Source organism: uncultured Lacinutrix sp. (assembly GCF_947500325.1).
Lineage (GTDB): Bacteria > Bacteroidota > Bacteroidia > Flavobacteriales > Flavobacteriaceae > Lacinutrix.
The window spans coordinates 22172-39351 of record NZ_CANMRQ010000008.1 but is presented as its reverse complement, the minus strand read 5'-3'; the positions used below and the strand labels follow the sequence as shown (position 1 = coordinate 39351).

Annotated in this window: 19 protein-coding genes; 18 read left to right on the top strand and 1 reads right to left on the bottom strand. The window is 28.4% G+C overall.

What is annotated here, in order from left to right; translation table 11 throughout:
- The first annotated feature begins 1 nt into the window (after nt 1).
- From epsC to Q0997_RS11290, 15 genes are all read left to right on the top strand, one after another.
- The gene (gene epsC, locus Q0997_RS11360; protein WP_299888942.1) at nt 2-760 is read left to right on the top strand and encodes a serine O-acetyltransferase EpsC; all 759 of its coding nucleotides are present in this window, start codon (nt 2-4) and stop codon (nt 758-760) included.
- The gene (gene cysM, locus Q0997_RS11355) at nt 753-1649 is read left to right on the top strand and encodes a cysteine synthase CysM (protein WP_299888940.1); all 897 of its coding nucleotides are present in this window, start codon (nt 753-755) and stop codon (nt 1647-1649) included. Before epsC ends, cysM begins: the two co-directional genes overlap by 8 nt.
- Before the next feature lie 72 nt (nt 1650-1721).
- Nucleotides 1722-2816, top strand: a complete 1095-nt coding sequence (locus Q0997_RS11350) for an acyloxyacyl hydrolase (RefSeq protein ID WP_299888938.1) — start codon at nt 1722-1724, stop codon at nt 2814-2816.
- A gap of 1 nt (nt 2817) precedes the next feature.
- Nucleotides 2818-3564, top strand: a complete 747-nt coding sequence (locus Q0997_RS11345; protein ID WP_299888936.1) for a head GIN domain-containing protein — start codon at nt 2818-2820, stop codon at nt 3562-3564.
- Between the two features lie 229 nt (nt 3565-3793).
- Nucleotides 3794-5452: a hypothetical protein gene (locus Q0997_RS11340; protein ID WP_299888934.1), complete on the top strand. Its 1659-nt coding sequence runs from the start codon at nt 3794-3796 to the stop codon at nt 5450-5452.
- Between the two features lie 2 nt (nt 5453-5454).
- A complete protein-coding gene (locus tag Q0997_RS11335) occupies nt 5455-5802 on the top strand; it encodes a hypothetical protein (protein WP_299888932.1) in 348 nt (115 codons plus the stop codon).
- 63 nt (nt 5803-5865) lie between these two features.
- Nucleotides 5866-6540: a hypothetical protein gene (locus tag Q0997_RS11330; RefSeq protein ID WP_299888931.1), complete on the top strand. Its 675-nt coding sequence runs from the start codon at nt 5866-5868 to the stop codon at nt 6538-6540.
- Nucleotides 6537-7331 (top strand): hypothetical protein, encoded by a 795-nt coding sequence (locus Q0997_RS11325; RefSeq protein WP_299888929.1) that lies wholly within the window; start codon nt 6537-6539, stop codon nt 7329-7331. The genes Q0997_RS11330 and Q0997_RS11325 overlap by 4 nt, the downstream gene beginning before the upstream one ends.
- A 9-nt stretch (nt 7332-7340) precedes the next feature.
- Nucleotides 7341-8210 (top strand): hypothetical protein, encoded by an 870-nt coding sequence (locus tag Q0997_RS11320; protein ID WP_299888927.1) that lies wholly within the window; start codon nt 7341-7343, stop codon nt 8208-8210.
- Nucleotides 8211-8531: 321 nt separating this feature from the next.
- Nucleotides 8532-8936, top strand: coding sequence for a hypothetical protein (locus tag Q0997_RS11315; RefSeq protein WP_299888925.1), 405 nt, complete (start codon nt 8532-8534; stop codon nt 8934-8936).
- Nucleotides 8937-8952: 16 nt separating this feature from the next.
- Nucleotides 8953-10173: an Imm49 family immunity protein gene (locus tag Q0997_RS11310; protein WP_299888923.1), complete on the top strand. Its 1221-nt coding sequence runs from the start codon at nt 8953-8955 to the stop codon at nt 10171-10173.
- Between the two features lie 6 nt (nt 10174-10179).
- Nucleotides 10180-10914, top strand: a complete 735-nt coding sequence (locus Q0997_RS11305) for a hypothetical protein (protein ID WP_299888922.1) — start codon at nt 10180-10182, stop codon at nt 10912-10914.
- A gap of 138 nt (nt 10915-11052) precedes the next feature.
- Entirely contained in the window at nt 11053-11175 is a 123-nt protein-coding gene (locus tag Q0997_RS11300) for a hypothetical protein (RefSeq protein ID WP_299888920.1), read from the top strand.
- 58 nt (nt 11176-11233) lie between these two features.
- A complete protein-coding gene (locus tag Q0997_RS11295) occupies nt 11234-11716 on the top strand; it encodes a hypothetical protein (protein ID WP_299888918.1) in 483 nt (160 codons plus the stop codon).
- 339 nt (nt 11717-12055) lie between these two features.
- Complete coding sequence (locus Q0997_RS11290) at nt 12056-13006, top strand: DUF1963 domain-containing protein (protein ID WP_299888916.1); 951 nt, start codon at nt 12056-12058, stop codon at nt 13004-13006.
- 86 nt (nt 13007-13092) lie between these two features.
- Here Q0997_RS11290 and gldA read toward each other — a convergent pair whose 3' ends face one another.
- A complete protein-coding gene (gldA, locus tag Q0997_RS11285) occupies nt 13093-13986 on the bottom strand; it encodes a gliding motility-associated ABC transporter ATP-binding subunit GldA (RefSeq protein ID WP_299888915.1) in 894 nt (297 codons plus the stop codon).
- A gap of 339 nt (nt 13987-14325) precedes the next feature.
- Here gldA and Q0997_RS11280 point away from each other — a divergent pair, with 339 nt between their 5' ends.
- Genes Q0997_RS11280 through Q0997_RS11270 form a run of 3 tightly spaced genes read left to right on the top strand, consistent with a single transcriptional unit; the run spans nt 14326 to nt 17143 of the window.
- Nucleotides 14326-15153, top strand: coding sequence for a prephenate dehydratase (locus Q0997_RS11280; RefSeq protein ID WP_299888913.1), 828 nt, complete (start codon nt 14326-14328; stop codon nt 15151-15153).
- Nucleotides 15153-16292 (top strand): aminotransferase class I/II-fold pyridoxal phosphate-dependent enzyme, encoded by a 1140-nt coding sequence (locus Q0997_RS11275; RefSeq protein ID WP_299888911.1) that lies wholly within the window; start codon nt 15153-15155, stop codon nt 16290-16292. The genes Q0997_RS11280 and Q0997_RS11275 overlap by 1 nt, the downstream gene beginning before the upstream one ends.
- Nucleotides 16289-17143, top strand: coding sequence for a prephenate dehydrogenase (locus Q0997_RS11270; protein ID WP_299888909.1), 855 nt, complete (start codon nt 16289-16291; stop codon nt 17141-17143). Before Q0997_RS11275 ends, Q0997_RS11270 begins: the two co-directional genes overlap by 4 nt.
- The last annotated feature ends 37 nt before the right edge of the window (nt 17144-17180 follow it).

Here is a 17180-nt window from a genome sequence, read left to right as displayed (position 1 = left end):
TATGAAAGAGATTGCTCAAAAAAAAACGAGAACTAATTACAATATTTGCTTAAAAGACACTGTAAAAACGTTTACTAAAAAACTGTTTTATGCGCTATTTGATCAAGGTTATTATAACAAAAATATAGAAGCTATTGAGGTCTTGTTTTTTAGAATAACAAATACATTAGATTTAGAAGTAGATGAAATTTGGTTTAAGTTTAAATCACAATTTAAGGACATAAGAGAAGCACTAGATTTAGATGCTATTGCTATAGAACAAAATGATCCCGCTACTAAAAGTTTAGAGGAAGTATATCTTGCTTATCCAGGCTTTCATGCTATAGCAATATATAGATTGAGTAATGCCTTGTATAAATTAGATGCTTTTTCAATATCTAGAATGATGAGTGAATATGTACATGGTATTACAGGAATAGATATTCACCCAGGAGCTTCAATAGGAAATTCTTTTTTTATAGATCATGGAACCGGAATTGTAATAGGTGAAACGACTATAATTAAGGATCATGTAAAAATATATCAAGGAGTTACTTTAGGAGGTATTCAGGTTAAAAAAAGTTTATCGTTTATTAAGCGTCACCCAACAATTGAGAATAATGTTACTATTTATGCTAATGCTACTATTTTAGGAGGAGATATAGTTATTGGAGCAAATAGTATTATTGGAGCTAACGTATGGATTACACAATCTGTACCCGAAAATTCACTAGTAACGTATCAATCAGAAATAAAAATAAGCACGAGAAGAAATGGTTAAGACAGAAGGGATTTTAAGTCAAATAGGAAACACTCCGCTAGTAAAAACAACACGTTTAGTAAACAAACCTAACGTAGAACTTTTTCTAAAATTAGAAGGTAATAATCCTGGCGGTAGCGTTAAAGATCGTGCAGCTTATAATATGATTGCTGAAGCATTAAAAAAAGGAGTGATTAGAGAAGGCGGAACTTTAGTAGAGGCAACAAGTGGTAATACAGGAATTGCATTAGCATACGTAGCACAACTATTTGGGCTAAAAATTAAATTAGTCATGCCAGAGACAGCCACTATAGAGCGTGTTAAGACAATGAAGGCTTATGGTGCAGAAGTGATTTTAACATCTTCAGAGAAAGGCATTGAAGGCTCAAGAGACATTGCTTTCAATATGAGAGATGAAAAAGGATATGTGCTATTAAATCAGTTTGAAAATAATGATAACTGGAAAGCGCATTATAAAACAACAGGACCAGAGATTTGGAGAGACACAAATGGAGCAATAACACATTTTGTATCTGCTATGGGAACTACAGGAACAATAATGGGGACGTCTACTTTTTTAAAAGAGCAAAATAATACCATTACTATAGTAGGAGCACAACCAGAAGATGGTTCTAGAATTCCTGGTATTAGAAAATGGTCACCAGATTATGTGCCTGGTATTTTTAACCCTTCCAAAGTTGATAAAATAATAGAAGTTAATCAAACCGAAGCAATAGAAATGTCTCAAAGACTGGCAAAAGAAGAAGGGATTTTTGCAGGCATGAGTAGCGGTGGTTCTGTGGCTTCTGCATTAAAACTTATTGAAACAATAGAAGAAGGATTGGTTGTTGCTGTTATTTGCGATAGAGGTGATCGCTATTTGTCTTCTCCATTGTTTGATGAACTATAATATCTAAATACAAAATCATATTAATACTCTATTTAATTTATTTTACATTTGCGGTCTTAACTAAATAAATTAATGAAGTATTTTTTTAGCAGTATTTTTCTCTTAAGCATTTTGTTTACTAATGCTCAAGACCAAAAGAATCCATTCACTCTAGAAGCAAATGTCTTCTATGGAAATATAGCCGAACACAATAGTGATATTTCACATTTAATTACAGGGCATCCTACTGGTGTTATTTTAAGTTATAACCAAAAAACATTTGGAAAAAATACATGGGAAAGTCGTTATAACTATCCAGATTATGGAGCGTCTTTTATATATCAAGATTTAAAAAATGAGTTTTTAGGAGATAATTATGGTATATATGCGCACTATAATTTTTATTTTCTAAAACGTCATTTAATGTTTAGAATAGGTCAAGGTTTGGCAGTAACAACAAATCCGTACGATAAAAAAGAAAATTTTAGAAATACGGCTTTTGGAACTCGTGTATTAAGTTCTACTTATTTAATGCTTAATTATAAAAAGGAAAATATATTTAAAGGTTTTGGCTTACAAACGGGATTATCTTTAATACATTATTCAAATGCAAATGTAAAGGCGCCAAATAGTTCTATTAATAGTATCACGTTTAACCTTGGTGTGAATTATTTACTTGATGCAGAAAACCAACCAGAGTATATTGAATCTACTGAAGATAAAAAGTTTACTGAAAAAATTAAATACAATCTAGCATTTAGAACAGGAGTTAATGAAAGTGATATTATAGGCACTGGTCAATATGCTTTTTATATCGTTTCTGCTTATGCAGATAAACGTTTAAATAGAAAAAGTGCTATTCAATTAGGGACAGACGTTTTCTTTTCTAATTTTTTAAAACAACACATAAAATATAGAGCAGTCGCTTTTCCTCTAGATAATTTAACAGGAAATGAAGATTATAAACGTGTTGGTGTATTTGTAGGGCATGAGTTGTTTATTAGTAAAACGTCTTTAATAACGCAGTTAGGGTATTATGTTTACTATCCTTTTGATTTTGAAGGACGTGTGTATAATAGAATAGGCTTAAAACGTTACATAGGCAATAAATTTTATGCGGCACTAACATTAAAATCGCATGCCGCAAAGGCAGAAGCAGTAGAATTAGGAATTGGAATAAGATTATAAAATGAAAAAACTATTATACATATTTACAGTACTAACTTTAGTAGGTTGCGATAGTGAAAATGCACCAGATTGTTTTCAAAATACAGGAGATATAATCCAGAAAGAATTTACTGTTGGTGCTTTTACAAAAATAACTGCATTTAAAAATGTAGAGTTAATTGTTACAGATGATACTACACAAAGTGTAGTTGTAGAAACAGGGGAGAATTTATTGAATGATGTAAAAGTAACTGTTGAAAACGGAAGATTACTTTTAAAAGACGAAAACGGTTGTAATCTTACACGAGATTATGGTATAACTAAGATATATGTTAGTGCATCAAATATTACCGAAATAAGAAATAGCAGTCAATTTACTGTTAGAAGTAATGGAGTATTAAATTATAGTGACTTAAAACTAATTTCAGAAGACGATTCATCAAGCGATTTTGGTAATGTAGGTATTTTTGATGTTGAGGTAAATGCTAATAGTCTTTTTGTTGTAATCAATAATTTAACCACAACTTATGTAAGTGGTACAGTTAATAATTTAAAAGTTAACCATGCCTCTGGCGATGGGCGTTTTGAAGGTAGAAATCTTATAGCACAAAATGCAGATATTTACCATCGTGGTACAAATGATATTATTATAAATCCTCAAGTATCTTTAGAAGCAGAATTGGTGAGTACAGGAGATGTTATTGTTGTAAATACACCACCAACATTAGATATTCAAGAAGAGTTTACTGGCCGTGTTATTTTTGAGTAAAATTCCTGCGAAAGCAGGAATCTTATATAATTAAAACTTGATAAAATACGTAGTTCTACGTATTTTTATTCTGTAAGAAAAGTCTTTTATTTGCACTGCAATTTTTAATTATTGTATTCCCTCATTTAAAAGCTCTGTTTACTCAATAAAAAGAATAGTTTACTCGTTATATCTTTTACAAACAAGCATTAATATTTAATTTCGCTTAATCATTACAAACCTTAACTCTATGAAACTAAAATTTAAAAAGTACCTACAATTTGCAATGCTGTTTTTAACAGTCGCTTTATTCACTAATTGTGAAAAAGAAGAAGACGTTTTTATTGAAAAACAACATGAAGAGATTGCTTTACAAAGCACCTTATACGCTAAAGATGTCCCACATATTATTGACTACTTAAAAAAAGAGACCAATGGTAGTTTTAGAGTTAAAGTAGAAAATAAAAAAATAACTAAGAGTACAGAAACTCAGGCCTATTCAAAAGTAGAGCAGACACCTTTGGGATATATAAACACAAATCAAGTTTTACGACTAAGAAATGATGTTACTAATACTAATAAATACACTTTTGAAGTAATAGATAATGATTTAGAGACTTTTATAAACCTAATTATCATAGAAGAACCTCAAAATGAGATAAAGAGTTACTTTATTAAGTATATACCAAATGAAACGTGGCATAATACTAAAGATAGAGATTTAAAAAACTTCTCAGGAAGTGTAGAAATCTATAGTTACTCAGGAAATTTAATTAACACTTATACCTTAAACAATGGTTTAGTATCTGCGGTGAGTTCAAGAGGAAACCCCTGTGCAGACAATACTACAAATCCAAATGGTGATTCTAATGATGATACCAATACTATCCCAGTAGTTGACACAGGACTTGATACGGGATATTCACCATGGAATCCTTGGGTATATGTCCCTTTTGGAGGTGATAGTTCTGGAGATAGTGAAGAAATAAGTGAAGATGAAGAGGAAGAAGATGGTGGAGGGAACTCAAATGGTTCACAAACAGGACATTGTGATGGACCAAGAGGTGATGGAGAATGTTATTGCCATATGCTTGGCAATAGAATGGCACAAATAGATTTACAAACAACTATAGCTACGCCAACAACTACAGAACCACAGGGAACATACGAAGATTGTACTAATGTTGGTGTTTTAAATATAAGCCCTATTTACCAGCTAGATTTAACCCAAGGGCAGATAGACTGGATAACACATGCAGATAATTTTGAAGTTTATCAATTAGTTTCTAATTTTTTAATCATTAATTCTGATGATGAAGAGCTAGCCGAAGAAATAATTAACGCAGCTATTGAAGGGACATTAATCACCATAGCTCCATTCTTTAAATACCCTGACGGAAGCACTTATGCAATTGATTATCCCGAGCTAACAATCTTGTTAAAAGAATATATTCCTTATCTTAAAAATAATACTAGATTGATAGATACTATTTCTAATTTAACAGGTTTAAGTGATGAAGAAATAAAAGAAGATTTTACATGGGGAGAAGGACCTGAAATCCATATTGAGCAATTAGGTGTTGTTAATGGACAAGAAATTAAAGGTAGATTTAACCCTTTAGAACCAAATAAAATTGTAATAGATGTAGATTTAGTTAATGCTCTTGAAGCTTTGGCAGCAATTGAAAATCCAACTACAGAGCAAACACAACAGTTGCAGTTGTTTGATGGGTTAGTTACTTTTGCTGTATGTTTACATGAATATGTGCATTTTGCTGATAATGCTTTTGATGGAACAATGCAAGATAATGAAGAATTAGAATTAGGATTACTTTTTGAAGAGCTTTTTGTTGGAGGATATTATGAAGTAGATCCAAATGGAAATATAGTATTAATCCCAATTAATTAATTATGAAAAAAATAGTCTATATTTTATTTATTATATCTACAATTAATAGCTTTAGTCAGAATAAAAAATCAAAAATCAGTAAGTATTACACTTGTGAGGCTATTGAAAATCATGACTCCATAGATTCTAGTTTATATGATAAACTACCAAATGGGAAATTAATTTTTGCTGCTCATAAAAGTCAATCTAAGATTTTTAAAATTTCAACAAAAGATAAAGGGTTTTATTATGTTTCTAGGCCTGTAATGAGAAAAATCAGGCGTTCTATAAGGAGTAATAAATGTAAGAATATTGTTGTTGAAAGCCTCAAAAGAAAGAGCAAATCAAAAATAGAAGTTGTAAGAGATTAATAAACAACAATCCGACATTAAACCTTGGTCAGATTGCAGATTTAATAGTTTATCCGTAAACATATGAAATATTATTGGCTTACACACTCAATAGATAATAAAGAGATTGGACATTACCCTCAATGTGATTCTCCAAAAGCTATTGGTAATTTAAGAGATTTAGATTATTTAAAACCGATTAAGAACTTAATTACTCCAGAACCTGTAATTAATCCTAAGGCAAAACTTACAACTTATATAAAAGGAAGTTACATAAGTTCTTCAAAATTTTTAATTATTAAAGACTCTTTTGTCGAGTTTTTAAAAGATTTTGATGTTGTGGATTTTAAAACATGGGATTTAAAAGTACATTATAAATCAGAAATTTTAAACAACTATAAATTATTTCATATGCCAATACCAACTAAAGATAATTTTATTGATTTTGAAAAAAGCGATTTTTATTTAGGGGATATAAGCAATTGGCAATCAAATATGGGTAAAATTAGGATTAATGATTATTCAGAATATATAAATTTAGTTGAATCTTCTATGAAGGAAAATAAAATGATTAAATGTAATAAACTTATTCTAAATTTAGAAAGTGCAAAAAAAGACTTTTTTAAAACAGCACGTTACCCCATAGGAGGCGGATATTATGTTTCAGAACAATTAAAAGAAGCCATAGAGGAAAAAAAATACACTGGAATGGCATTTAAAGAAATATCTGAATTAGACAAAAGAATAAAAGTTTTATGAAATATATAATATGTATCATAGGATTAATTGTTACAATGGGTTGTAAAACATCTAAAATTGAGTCCAAAATATTTTTTCCAAAAAAAGGAGACATTGAATTTTCAAAAATTAGTTCGGTACTTAATGAAGAGGAGTTTAATACGTCTACTGAAAAAACAAATGCAATATTAGTTAGTGAGATGAAGCAACAAATCATAGATGAAAGAAAACAATTAAATCAACCGATAGATAGCATTGAATTAGATAGAATGTTAAGCTTAAAGACTAGTTCTATTGGTAAAAAAATATTTTCCTTTATTTATAATGGGAAGAAAGAAAATATTAGACATAGTTATCAAGATTCTTTGATTATAATAACCGAAAAAATTAATGCAAAAATAATAGGAGATTACAGAGTGGTTAATAGGGATAAAAAAACTTGGTTTTATTTAGCTAAATCAGATTCTGTTTCAAAATATTTTCTAAATAAGAAATATGAATATTCCAATGATAATAATTTAAAAATAAAAGAATTTAAAAATGAAACAAAGATAATTAATGGTTTTGTTTGTTTTAAAATTGAAGTAGAGCATTCTAATATACTAGAAGATATTATACCAAATACTACTAGTAGTGTCTTTACTTCTACACAAAAGATGTTTGTTACAGATAAAATTAAAAGTAAATTTCATCCGGTAATAAATAATAAGATTATACTAGATAATTATTTTCCATTAGAGATTATTGAAGAAAGTAATATAATTAAAGGTGTAGAAACTAAATATGAACTTGTGAAAATGTCTTTAAAATAGATCGATATTATGAATAAGTTTATAATATCTATTCTATTATTATTTATTAATATATCCAATATTTATTCTCAATCTAAAAGAATTGAGAGTGAATTAATGAAATGCACTTACAAAGCTATTTCAGATGAGGGAACTTCACTAAAACAATTAATTTTAGATTATGAAACACTTTTAATAAATGAAGGTGTTGTAGAAGATAGTAGTGGAGAAAGTTATAGGGTTTTAGTACAAAACTTTGCAAATAAAAATATTATAACCCCATCTAAATTATTTTGTGTTGAAACTCAGAAAATAAAAAAAGCAAACACAAACAAATTTTATGATTGCAAAAAAACAATATTAAAAGATTCTTTAAATTACGATTTATCCAAACTAAAAGGAACTAAACAAGCTCTATTTAATAATGCCAAACCTCATATTAAAGCCAAAGAGATGCTAAAAGTATTATCGGATAGTGATTTTGATATTGATTACTATAAGTTAAGAGCTTTTTATCTTTTTTGCGCTATAGATACTCAAGCAGGGATTAATGAAATAGATTTACAGAATTTAGATGCCGAAAATGCCTTAAATATATATTTAGATTCAAGAAATACTTTATATGTAAATGAAGTAAAAAAAACAATAGAACAATTAAAAATAATTGTTAGAAATCATGTGCTAGAGAATAAATCTAAATATGTTATTTTCTTCAAAACTGAAAGAGATACTAAATACAAAGAAGTACTTAGCTGTGAAAAAAATATAAAAGAAGTAATAAAGTCATTAAGAAATGAATATGCATTAAAAACTTATAATAATATATATGAAAATCTTAATGAAGATCAAAAAACGGAAACATATACTAGATATCCTTTGAATTTTTTAAGTGTAGATTAGTAGATAAATATTTTAGTGGTATTTATTTTTACTAGTCAAGTCTAATGCTATCGCTGGTCTTTAACGAGTGACGAAAGAGATTAGAAATAAACAAAAGTTGCAATAGTAATTGTAGCTTTTGTTTGTTATAATATTGAGTTTTATTGTTTATAACATTCGTTACAAACGAACGAGCCTTAGCATGAGTTAGATATTTAAAACAGTTTACTGGTCGTATTATTTTTGAGTAATTAGAAATATTCCAAGAACTAATATTAGAATAGGAAAGATTAATATTATCTGACTTATTAAACCCTAAGAGGTGATAAAACCGAGGTTTTAATGCAAAACCTATTACATCAAGATGGGTATGTACCTCCATCTTTTGATGTACATTTACCAGGAAATAATGGCTTTGATAATGTACTTATAAAAAGAGACCCAAGTGGTAACATTACAGATATTATTATTAACGAAAGTAAACAGGTTAGTAGTGTTGGCACTATAGATTTAACCCATAATGTTGTGGGTACGACAGGTTCAAGTTGCAATGGTTGTACACAAATGACAACAGATTGGATTGATGATGTATTAGTTAGAATGGATTTACAAGGTGGTGACTTAGCAGACTTAGCAAGTGAGATTAATAATTTCATCAACATTGATGGTGGAACTATAACACATTTAGTTTCAGGTGTTAACAAAAACACAGGAGAACTTATAATTACTAATATAACAGGATTTTAGAATTTAAAATAGGCATATGATTACCTTACAAAAAGCATTTGATAAAACTAATGAAAGACAAATTAAGTATTTAGATGCTATTCAAAATAATCCAAAACATAATATTCTTAGAATAGCTTCAACTCTAAGATCTGATTGTGTATCAAAATTTTTATATTATTTTTTTGAAGAAAATAATATTAATAAAGCTAAACAGTCAATTTATTCTGGACAGAAATTGTTAGAATTTATTAATAAATGGGATAATTTTAAATATTTCCCAACCCAAATTAATAATTTTTATTTTTTGTTTTCCGATAGTAATGAATTGATAAAAAACTTTATTGAAATAGATATAGATAGAATCCCATCAAAAGAGTTTAGACTTACAAATGGACATACATTAGGATATGTAATTCAAGAAATTTTAAAAGACAATAAAGAAAAAGCTTTAGAGTTATTAGATGTTTTTGAAAAAAAACACAAAAATTATGCTTTAAAAGAGCAAGACGCTGCTATTTTAAAAGCAATAATTGAAGGTGATAAAAAGGGAGTAGAAGAACTTTTAGAGTTCTTCTTGCTTCCTAAAAACCATAATAAATCACCAGATAAAGGCATGATAAGTCATAAGCTTATATCTTATGAAGCAACAGTATATGCAAAATTAGCATGGATTAAAAGTATAGAGGTAGACATAGATCATCCTTTATTACCAAAAGAGTTATTACCAATTAAGCCAAATAAAGAGTATATAATAGAATATGATTTTTTAAAGCCAGACTATAAACCTAATATAAAAACCAAGCAAGAAAAGCCTAAACCCAATGCTGAGTATCGTAAAGACATACCTAAAAATAAAATAGAGGTAAATAAAAGCATAATACAAGGGCTAATACAACAAAATTGGGAGGCAAAATATAGTAAGCAAGAGTTAGAAGATAATACCAATATTATTTATGCTGCTTTTACTAACCCACAAGAGTTTGATAAAACAAACTATGCCTTTGCTAAGTTAGGTAGCTACCATATTTCACATAGCGATGAAGACTTTATTTATATAGAAAGTAAACCATTTACCAATATGTGGACTAGTATGAAAAACGAACTAGATTATTTCTTCGAGGTTATAAATGTGTGTTTCGATATTATGGGAATTAAACTTGTAGATGGAGAACAATATGATAACTTAAAAAAAGAATTAGAAATTAAACAAAATAATACTGGAGGTTTTTTCAAGAAATTATTTAATAAAAATTAAAAACCAATGAAAAAACTATTGCTTGTATTTTTATCTTTAATAACAAGTATATCTTTCTGTCAAGATTTTAAAGGAAAGCTATCTTATAATATATCGTTTAAAATAGATAAAGATCAATTTTTATCTATTTTAAAAAGTAATTTTATTCAGAACGAAATAAAAACAAAAGAAGATTCTTTGTTTATGAAAAAAATAAATGAAGACTTAAAAAAGAGCGTGCAAAATAAAAAACTTGATACCAATGTTGAATATTTTGTTTTTAAAGACACTGTTATAATAAAAACGAAAGAAGCTAAGCATTCTTTAATTACAAGCAATTTTGATCATTACACAAATAGAACAACAGAACTAAATTACTATTGTTATAAAGTGAATTTTTCGGCAAGTAAAAATTTAAATTGGAAAACAAGTTATGATATAAAAATAGATAGAAATGATACTATATCAGTTTTAGGGCTAAACGGTTATAAAGTAAAAATAGTAGAAGCAATAAATACTTCCATTGGAGTATTAAAACAAGTAGCAGAACTGTATTTGTCGACAGAGATTAACGTTCCTATACATTACTATGATTTCTTAAAACTAAAAAAGAAACTAAAACTAGAAGGGCTAATTATACAAGCAAAAATTTATGATATAGATACACCTAAGATATTTGAACTTTATACTTTAACAGATTACAATACAAAACCTCAAAATAAAGATTTAATCAAGAGTTTTGATTATAATTACAAAAACTAAAATTATGTTTGGAAATCTTCAAAAAAAGAACAAAAATGTATTGAAAAGCCTGTTTTGATAAAGACATGTGCGATATGCTGTTAATTACCTATGGTATCATGTTTTATTCCCCTAGCTGATGTTTTTAAAGAAGCAATTATGAGCCAATTATCTCTAGTTGGAGGAAGTTTTAGTACTACAGTAGAACCTTTTCCTATACCTAGCCCAGCTCCATATTTAACGAGTGTTATAGGAATAGGTAATCCGTATGATTGTAATTAATAATGAGAATATGATTAAGTTATTGTTATTGTTACTTTTAAATACAAACAGCTATTTTATGGATTACATAAGGTTTGAGCATTTATTAGATAAGAATCTTTCAATTACCAAAGAAGCAATTGGAAGTGATTTTGAAAACACTCTTTTTAGTGAAAGTTTTTATTACATATCTGATAAATCTATTAAGAAAGATTTCTATGGTATGGAATATAATTCTCTAAGCATAGAAACTAATGAAAAAGATACAGTGCAATCAATCTCGGTTCATTTTCCTAAGGTAATAAACCGTCAATTTTATGATGCATTTATTAAAAAATATGGAGAACCTACTAGTATATTTGTGATTGAAAAAAGAAAGGTAGTAAGTGAAACAAAATCTAACGAGGGACATTTTAAAAAAAGTGATATAGATTTAAGAGAAGGAACTTTTGAAGAAAACCCATTATTTATTATTTGGAAAAAAGAAAATTTTCAGATTAAAGCCTTTTTAAGGCATCGACAAAATATGAGTGAAATAACATTTAGTATTCCTCTTGATTAGTATTTAAAGAATATTAGACATATAATTTCAAGATATTCCTCAAGGAGAATTCACATTTTTTAATGCCTTTTTCTTAGACGAAAAACATATCAAATTATGAAAAAACTAATTTTAATTCTAATAATTTTAATAGTAGGATTTTTTGTGAAAGACAATTATTTTACTCTAAACTTAAAAGACACCTATTTTGTAATAAGTTACTTATATATAGCTCTCTTTTTAGCCCTTATTATGATAGTAATAACTCTTATTAAGAGAAAGAAAATTAATAATCATTAAGAAGGATAAAACGACTTTGATTATTATATTCCTCAACTTTATATTCAAATATATAAGAAGTTGTTAGAGATTAATAAAAGAGAAAATAAAAAAGAAGCTGAAAAACAAATGTTTAGTTTTAAAAAGAATAATTTAGATAAAATAAAGTCATTCATTCGGAATTCGGAGGAAGTCCAGATTGATAAAGAAGACAAAGAGGAACTAATCAAAATGATTAGACCAACTGTTGGAATTAAAACTAAATCCAGTGATGATAAAAATGTGAAAATTGGAAAATCTAAAATTGGTGGAAAACCTGATTTACCAAAAGGTTTTGATTGGCCTACAATAAATGGAAAATCAATGCTGTTTTGTGCTCAATACAATCTTGCAGAATTGACGAAATTTGATAAAGAAAATTTATTGCCAAAAAAAGGCTTTTTCTATATCTTTTTAAGTCTTGACGAAGAATGGAACGAATTTAATGGAGTAAACCAACCTTTTAAACTTCTATTCAGAGAAAGTGAAAACCTAATCAGAACAGAATTTCCAAAAGACCTTGAAGAAAACCAAACTTTTAAGACAGCTTTAATTGAATATTTTGAATTTTATACACTTCCAGATGACGAAAATTATAAACTTTTTGAATTAGATAAAAAATATAATAATGATTTATACTTCTATTTTTATCAACCTACAGAAGAATATATCGGAGAGGAACTTTATCAAGATTCAAATAATATGCACCAAATTCTAGGGCACGACAGAGCAATTCAATCAAGTGTAGTTTATGAATTTGCTTCAAAAGAATTAGAGCTCTATGGAGCAGAAAGTTCTGAACATCAAAAACGATGGAATGATATTATAGAATTATCAAAAACATATGAATTATTATTACAATTAGACTGTTATGATTCAAATACTGACTTAACAAAATATGGAGGAAGTGGAACTTATTATTTCGGACTATCAAAAACCGATTTAGAAAATATGAACTTTAATAATATTAAAATGTCTTTTCAAATGACATAAAAATACCGACAAGTCAAATTCAACATTTACACAAAAAGGCAAAAATTAAATTGTGTAATTAATATTCGTATACATTTAGTAGTAATCTAACTAGTCAAATCCCTAAACATACTTTCTAAACTAGCATACTTTTGGTTAAGCTGTAAAATCTTTAGTTCATTATCATGAGCGAAATCAAAGACATGGGAACGCATATCTTGTGTAGTAGAAAAAGTGATTTCGTATATAAAATCGTGAGTATTAGTAACACTTTTCGCGTTTGGTAGTTTTAATAAAAAAGCATCTTCAACACGGTAATCAAATTCTACAATAACAATTTGTTCTTGGCCTTCTCGTAATTCTTTTAATTTTTTATTCGCAACAATCTCACCTTTATTAATTATTATAACGCGGTCACACATCGCTTCTACTTCTTGCATAATATGTGTAGATAGAAATACTGTTTTTTCTTTACCAATAGTTTTAATTAAATTTCTAATATCTACCAATTGGTTTGGGTCTAAACCAGTAGTGGGTTCATCTAGAATTAAAACATCTGGATTGTGTAATAAAGCATTTGCCAAACCAACACGCTGTCTATAACCCTTAGAGAGTTGCCCTATTTTTTTATGAGACTCTGGAGATAAACCAGTAAGTGTTATAACCTCTTCAATACGAGATTTACTAATATTATAGACATTAGCATTAAATGCTAAATATTCCCGTACATATTGTTCTAAATATAATGGGTTGTGCTCTGGTAAATAACCTACACTTTGCTGTACTTGTTTTGCCGCTGTAGCAATAGAGTGGTTATTAACTTCTGCTTCACCTTCAGTTGGACTAATAAAAGTGGTTAAAATTTTCATCATTGTAGATTTTCCAGCACCATTTGGACCTAAAAAACCAACAATTTCAGGCTTTTCAATTTCAAAAGAGATATTGTTTAAGGCTTTTTGTTCGCCGTAAATCTTCGATATGTTTTTAACTTTTATAGACATCTTAAATTCTTTGCTTCAAAAATAAACATTCTATAATTTAAACAATGGTTTCAGTTTAAATCTTTAATTCTTCAGCTAAAACATTAAAAATAAAGCTTTAGTATTTTGTTATATCAATTTATTATTTACTTTAGCATTATAATTAGATATTCGTATTAGCGAATAATGAATATGAAAACAATACAAAACACATATTTTAGTTGGTTTTATTTCTTTTTTAACAAAAGGAACGAGACGCTATATATGTAATTGTAAAATATATATTTAAAACTAAGTCTCGATTTTTATCGAGACTTTTTTTGTTTAAATAAGTTTAACATCTAAAAAAATAAGTTCGGTTTGCAAAAAAATGTAGCTATCCAAGGCGTAAAAGGATCATTTCACCATATCGTGTCGCAAGACTATTTTGGTGCTAATACCTTAGTAGATGAATGCCTGTCTTTTGACGATACAGTCAACACATTATTACATGGTAAAACAGATGCGGCTATTATGGCTTTAGAGAATTCTATAGCAGGTTCTATTATACCTAATTACGCATTAATAGATAATAATAACCTTCATATTGTAGGTGAGCATTATTTAGATATTCAACATCATTTAATGGCATTGCCTAATCAAAGTATTGAAGATATAAAAGAAGTGCATTCTCATCCAATGGCATTATTGCAATGTAAAGTATTCTTTAAAAAGTATCCTCATATTAAGTTAGTTGAAGCAAAAGATACGGCTGAGGTTTCGAGGCGTATTTCTGAAGAAAAAATAAATGGAATTGCAGCAATAGCTAGTTATTTAGCTGCAGGTATTTTTAATCTAGAGATATTAGCAGAGAGTATACAAACTATTAAACATAATGAAACGAGGTTTGCAGTAGTAAAAAGAAATCATGCAGAAATTGAAAAGACAGAAATAAATAAAGCCTCATTAAAATTTGAACTCGATCACAAAAGAGGCAGTTTAGCAACTATACTTAATGTAATGAGTGATTGTAAATTAAACTTAACTAAAATACAATCATTACCCAAGATTGAAACACCATGGTTGTATTCGTTTTTTGTAGATGTCACTTTTCAAGAGTATAGTCACTTTGAAAAGGCAAAAGAAATTATAAATATTATGGCAACACATTTTAAAATTTTAGGTGAATATAAAAACGCTAAACTCTAATGGAATTCGCAAAAAGATTACATAGTGTTGAGGAGTATTATTTTTCCAAGAAACTAAAAGAAGTTAATTTTCTTAAAGCTAGTGGTAAACCCATTATTAATTTGGGTATTGGTAGTCCAGATTTACAACCACCAAGTCAAGTGATAAGAGTGATTAAAGAAAGTATGAGTGATAGTAATGCTCATAAATATCAAAGCTATCAAGGTTTACCAGAATTAAGATCGGCTATAACAAAGTTTTATAGAACGCATTTTAATGTTTTTTTAAATGATACTACAGAGGTTTTACCTTTAATGGGTAGTAAGGAAGGTGTTATGCATATTTCAATGGCATTTTTAAATGCTGGAGATCAAGTACTCATTCCAAATCCAGGATATCCAACATATACGTCTGTAACTAGATTGTTAGAAGCAGAACCTATTTTTTATGACTTAAATGAAGGTAATAATTGGTGCCCAAAAATTGAGGATCTAGAAAAGAAGGATTTGTCTAAAGTAAAAATAATGTGGATTAGCTATCCGCATATGCCAACAGGCGCTAAAGGCAATTTAAAAAACTTTAAAGCATTAATAGCGTTTGCAAAAAGGCATAATATTCTATTAGTTAATGATAACCCTTATAGCTTTATATTAAATAATAAACCACAAAGTATATTAAGTGTGGAAGGCGCAAAAGAGGTTTGTTTAGAGTTAAATTCTCTAAGTAAAACTTTTAATATGGCTGGTTGGCGAGTAGGTATGGTTTTAGGGAAGTACGAGTATATTAATGCCATATTAAAAGTAAAAAGTAATATGGATTCAGGTATGTTTTATGGCATTCAAAAAGGAGCTATTGAAGCTTTAAAATGTAGTAAGCTTTGGTTCTTAAGTTTAAATAATGTCTATGAGCAAAGACGTAAATTGATTTGGAAACTAGCAACAAAACTAAATTGTACTTATCAAGAAGATAGTTGTGGTTTATTCGTTTGGGCAAAATTACCAACACACTTTAAAGCTGAAGCGTTTATAGATAAATTATTAAAAGAACACTATATATTTATTGCTCCAGGGACAGTTTTTGGAAGTAATGGCGAAGGTTATGTGCGTTTTTCATTATGTGCAAGTGAAGAAGATATAGAAGAAGCAATAGCAAGAGTATGATAAGTAATATATATATAATTGGTGTTGGATTAATTGGAGGTAGTTTAGCTTTAGATATTAAGCATAAAAAACCGGAGTCAACAATTTTTGGTATTGATAATAACCAAGCACATCTTAATGAAGCCTTGGAATTAGGAGTAATAGATGAAAAAGCTACAATTGAAGATTTAGATAAAGCCGATTTAGTAGTTATTGCAATACCAGTAGATGCTACTGTTAGAATATTATCTGAAGTTTTAGATAAAATTTCAGATTTTGGATTGGTTGTGGATGTGGGGTCTACAAAATCTCATATTTGTAAGGTTGTAGAAAACCATAAAAAGAGAAGAAACTTCTTAGCCATGCACCCTATTGCAGGTACAGAATTTTCTGGTCCTAAAGCAGCAATTCGTGATTTGTTTCAACACAAAACCAATATTGTTTGTGAGGTTGAAAAAACAGCATTTAAGTTGCAAGAAAAGGCTCTTAATCTCTTTTCAAATATAGGTATGCGTATGCGCTATATGAATCCCGAATCTCACGACAAGCATATAGCCTATATGTCCCATTTATCTCATATAAGTTCGTTTATGTTAGGTAAAACAGTTATTGAAAAAGAAAAAAACGAACGTGATATTTTCGATATGGCTGGTAGTGGATTTGAAAGTACAGTACGTTTAGCAAAAAGCTCACCAGCTATGTGGGCGCCAATTTTTAAACTTAATAAGGATAATGTTATTGAAACACTAGAAGATTACATATCTAATCTTGAACAATTTAAAGAGCTTATTGAGAATGATGATTTTGAAGGTGTTTATAATGAAATGAAAGATACCAATTATATAAAACAAATATTAAACGGAATAAAATAATAACATCTTTAGTTAGGTCTAAAATGTTTGAAAATTA